The sequence below is a fragment of the Candidatus Krumholzibacteriia bacterium genome (assembly GCA_035649275.1).
In the GTDB taxonomy this organism is placed as follows: Bacteria; Krumholzibacteriota; Krumholzibacteriia.
Genome location: DASRJW010000069.1, coordinates 1 through 4,302, shown reverse-complemented (window position 1 = coordinate 4,302; position 4,302 = coordinate 1). Strand labels below are relative to the sequence as shown.

The 4,302-nt window shown below is 70.2% G+C and carries 5 protein-coding genes; 4 read left to right on the top strand and 1 reads right to left on the bottom strand.

Annotated elements, in window-relative coordinates:
* A partial coding sequence (locus VFE28_06750; protein HZM15684.1) for a DASS family sodium-coupled anion symporter occupies nt 1-1,484 on the bottom strand: 1,484 nt, incomplete at its 3' end.
* 76 nt (nt 1,485-1,560) lie between these two features.
* Here VFE28_06750 and VFE28_06745 point away from each other — a divergent pair.
* From VFE28_06745 to VFE28_06730, 4 genes are all read left to right on the top strand, one after another.
* Entirely contained in the window at nt 1,561-2,142 is a 582-nt protein-coding gene (locus VFE28_06745; protein ID HZM15683.1) for a sigma-70 family RNA polymerase sigma factor, read from the top strand.
* Between the two features lie 35 nt (nt 2,143-2,177).
* The gene (locus tag VFE28_06740) at nt 2,178-2,630 is read left to right on the top strand and encodes a hypothetical protein (protein HZM15682.1); all 453 of its coding nucleotides are present in this window, start codon (nt 2,178-2,180) and stop codon (nt 2,628-2,630) included.
* A 20-nt stretch (nt 2,631-2,650) separates the two neighbouring features.
* Complete coding sequence (locus VFE28_06735) at nt 2,651-3,634, top strand: PDZ domain-containing protein (GenBank protein ID HZM15681.1); 984 nt, start codon at nt 2,651-2,653, stop codon at nt 3,632-3,634.
* A gap of 248 nt (nt 3,635-3,882) precedes the next feature.
* A partial coding sequence (locus VFE28_06730) for a protease inhibitor I9 family protein (protein ID HZM15680.1) occupies nt 3,883-4,302 on the top strand: 420 nt, incomplete at its 3' end.

The following is a 4,302-nucleotide window of genomic DNA, read 5'->3' as shown; positions in this document are numbered from 1 at the left end:
GTGATGACGACGATCCCGGTGAGGTCGAGTAGCACGCCGTGGCGGATCATGGCGCCGATGCGCACCCTGCCCGTGGCATAGACGAGGGCATTGGGTGGGGTGGACACCGGCAGCATGAAGCCGAAGGAACAAGCCGCCGTGGCGGCGAGCGCCGGTTGCAGCGGATCCACGCCGGCAGCCTGCGCCAGCGCCAGCACGATGGGGACGATGAGGCTGGCGCTGGCGGTGTTGCTCGTCACCTCGCTCACCAGGATGCCGAGGAGGACCGAGGCGAGGACGATGCCGGTGGGGCCGTGGATCGGCATGGCATGGAAGAGGAAGGCGCCGAGCGCCCGCGCCAGACCGGTCTCGAGCATGAGGCCCCCGAGCGAAAGCCCGCCGCCGAAGAGCAGCAGCGTCGACCAGTCGAGGCGACGCAGCACGCCGATGTCCAGGATGCGCTCGCGGCCCTTGCCGCTCGGGAGCAGGAAGAGCGCGAGACCGCCGAGGAGCGGCACCGTCGTTTCCGGCAGCCGGTTGCTCCACTGCATAAGCCAATCCGTGTTCCCGAGCGATGTCGCCTGCAGAATTCCCGGCGTGATCCAAAGCGCCACCACGAGCAAATAGACCGGCACCAGCGTCTTCTCGGCCCGCGACCAGGGCCGGCGGGCTTCTCCACCTCGCGTTGCGGTGACCGGCATCTCGAGTGTTTCCGCCGCGGCGGTGCCGGAGGGGGCGGCCGCTGCGGCGGTCCTTCGCTTCCCAGCCTGGAAGCGTGCCAGGAGCTCGAAGTAACCGGCGCAGAGCAGCGTCATCAGCAGCGCCAAGGGCGCGAAGACCGCGCACCATTGGGCGAAGGGGATGCGCGTCCCCGTTCCTTCCTGGAGCAAGCGCAGGCCGATCAGGTTCGGCGCCGTACCCACCGGCGTCGCCAGGCCGCCCAGGGAAGGCGCGTACGCCGCCATGAGCAGGGTGCCGACGAGGACCGGGCGCGAGACGCGACCTTCGGCGGCGAGAGCGAGGGGCAAGAGGATCACCGTCGTCGCCGTGTTGTTCACCCAAGCCGAGATACCGCAGCCGAGCAGCGCCACCGCCCAGAGCAGCAGGCCGGGCCGGCGGCGCACCGCCGGCGCTTGCACCACGGCCCGGGCGAGCCGGGCGTCGAGACCATGCTCGGAGCTCGCGCCGGTGAGCAAGAAGGTGCCGAAGAAAAGAAAGAGAATCGGGTCACCGAAGCCGGCGAAAGCCGCGCGCGCCTCGGCAACGCGCAGCACCACCGCGAGGAGCGGGATGAGGAGCGCAGTCCAGGCGAGCGGCACCGCCTCGGTCATCCAGAGGCCGGCGGCGGCGATGAGGATCACCAGCGTGCCATGGGCCCGTGGCTCGAGGCCGACGGGCAGCAGCCCCACCAGGAGGGCCACCCCCCCCACGGCGAGGACGACCGCAGGGCTGACGCGGACGCCGCTGGCGGGGATTGCGCTCTCGTCCGGACGCGGTGCCGCCATGGCGCCGCATGGTAGCAGGCGCTCCGGGAGGGGGTGCCATGCAACCTTTTGCCCCCGGCCAACGACAGTACAGACGATGAACCCAGAGGCCGGGATTCCAAGCAGCGATCGGGAGCTGGCGGAGGCCGTCCTCCGCGACGGCGAGGAGCGGGCGTTCCGGACCTTGTACCGGCGCCACAGTCCGCGGGTGTACCAGCTCGCGCTCCGTCTCCTGGGCGGGGACGTCCGTGAAGCCGAGGACGTGACGCAAGAAACCTGGCTCCGGGCGATCGGTGCGCTCGAGCGCTTCCGCTGGGAGGCCGCCTTCGGGACCTGGCTCGGGAGGATCGCGGTGCACGTGGCGAAGGATGCGCTCCGCCGCCGCGGCCGCGGGCGAGAGGACCTCTGGGACCCGGAGCTCGAGTTCGAGAGTCCGGTGCCGAGCCCGGCGCACTCGGCGGCGGAGCGCCTCGCCACCCGCATCGACCTCGAGCGCGCCATCGCGCTGCTGCCGGATGGCTACCGCGCCGTGCTGGTCTTGCACGACGTCGAAGGGTGGCCGCACGAGAGCATCGCCACCGAGCTCGACATCGCGGTCGGGACGTCGAAGAGCCAGCTGCATCGCGCCCGCCGCAGCCTGCGAGCGCTGCTGGTGCCGGCGGCAGAGGAACCTGCGTGACGGCGTGGATGCCGCCACGACGAGAGGAAAAAACCATGCACGATGACGAACTCACTGCGGCCGAGCGCGAAGCGCTCTGGGCCCTGCCCCGCGAAGCCAACCCCTCGGATCTCCTGGAAGAGCGCACGCTGCAGGCCCTCGTGGGTCGCGACCTCGTCCGCTCGCGCCGGCGTTCGCCTGCCGCCATGGCCTGGATCGGCGCCGTGGCCGCGTGCCTCGTCTTCTTCGTGGCCGGGTTCGGCGTCGGCATGCGCCGGGCGGAAAGGCCGGCGGACGAATCGACCTTCTCGCCGTCAGCGACCGAGGGGTTGGCCGAGCAGCGGCCCGGTTCGACGCAGACGCCGGGCGCCGGCGAGCAGACACAGCCCGCGGCAGGCGAACACCGCGCCACGCCTGCCGGCGCCGCCATGGATACGGCCGGCGGTCTCGCGCTCACGAGCACGCCGGCGAATCAGAAGCAACGGACACAAGTCGTGGTGTGGTTTTGAACTGTGATGGAGGCACGCCCGTGAAGAGCATCGATTTCGTGCGCCGTGTGCGGCCCTTGGGTCGAACTGCGGCCCGGGTCGCCGTCCTCGAACTCGTCGCCGCCTTGGCCGGGATCGCACCGGCCGCCGGCGTGGGGCCGAAAGTGAACGGGAACTCGCGGGTTGTGGTGGCGACACCGGAGGGTCCAGTCGTCACCGTCCACCCCGTGGTCGTCGCCGCCCCCGAGGTGCGCGTCGCCCCCATCGCCCGGGCCTTCGCCGAGGCGGTGTGGAGCCAATCGCCGGAAGGGTGGTTCGGCATCGGACTCTCCTGCGACGACTGCACCATCAGTCACGACGAGGAGGGGACCGCGGTGTGGGAGTTCGAGACCGCCCCCCGCATCCAGTACGTCGACCCCGACGGTCCGGCAGGGAAGGCGGGATTGGAGAGCGGCGACGTGCTGCAGAATATCGATGGTGTAGCGATTACCTCCAAGGAGGGGGGAAAGAAGTTCGGCGCCGTGGAGCCCGGCGACGCCGTGCGCTGGACCTACGAGCGCAAGGGCAAGAGCCACGAGGTGAAGCTGGTGGCGGAGGAGCATCCGGACCGCTGGGGTTGGGACGCGGAGACGGAAGCCGCGATCCAGGCGTCGATCGCCTCGTTGCACGACGAGCAGGCGAAGCTCGCCGCGGAAGCCCAGGCCATGGCAGCCGACAAACTCTCGAAAGAAGCGTACGAGAACGTGCTGCAAAAGATGGAGGAGGCGCAGCGGGCCATGGAGAAGAGCTCCAAGGCCTGGCGCGGCAAGAACTACTGGGACAAGAAGCAGTGGGACACGATGGTGGTGCCGGCGTTCCCCGAAACGCCAGCGCCGTTCCATCACAAGCTGCGCTACGAAGGCACCATCGGCGGGTCGGAGGTGGAGGTTCGCGGCTCGGGGGCGGTGGTCGTGACGGAAGACGCCGAGGACGAGATCGTGATCACGACGCCCGACGCCACCATCCACATCCGTACGAAGAAGTAACCGCAGCCGGAATCGGTCCTTTTCACCCAACCGGCCGCAGAAAGAGGGGACTCTGCCGAGGCCGCCCGGCCCGGAGCCCGGCCGGGCCACGGCAGCCCCTGCTCCTGCACCGCTTCCCTCCCGCGCCCGGGGCGTGAACGATTCTTGCCTTGCCCCGTCACCCGCGTTTGCCGCGCACGCGGTCGTCTCGCGATCTCCAAAATGAACGAATCGGAAGTGCCCCGGTGGGTGCAACTCGGAGGGAGCCGATGGTGGATCGACTGTTCGGGAAGGCGGGTCTGCGCCGCTCAGGGATGCTCGCACTGGTTCTGGTCGCCGTCATGGGCCTCGCGGCCTGCGAGCACGGCATTTCCCCGGCGGACCTGGATTCCGCCCCGAAGCCGGCGGCGACGCCTCGAGCCGGCTACATCGACGCCGGTGCCGCCGCGCAGTTGTCGCGGGCGATCGGCACGCTGTCCGCGGGCAACCCCATCGCGGGCCACTGGATCGTGGCATTCCGTGACGACGTGGACGATCCCGGCGCCGAAGCGGCACAGCTGACCGCGGCGCATGGCAGCGCCCCCACCTATGTCTATGGCCAGGCACTGAAGGGCTTCGCCGCCTGGCTACCTCCGGCCGCGGTCGAGGCGCTGCGGCACAATCCTCACGTGGTTGCGGTCGAGGAAGAC

Bases quoted from the DNA above. Each gene is read 5' to 3' on its own strand.
- VFE28_06740 (HZM15682.1), top strand. From the start codon at position 2,178: ATGCACGATGACGAACTCACTGCGGCCGAGCGCGAAGCGCTCTGGGCC.
- VFE28_06745 (HZM15683.1), top strand. From the start codon at position 1,561: ATGAACCCAGAGGCCGGGATTCCAAGCAGCGATCGGGAGCTGGCGGAG.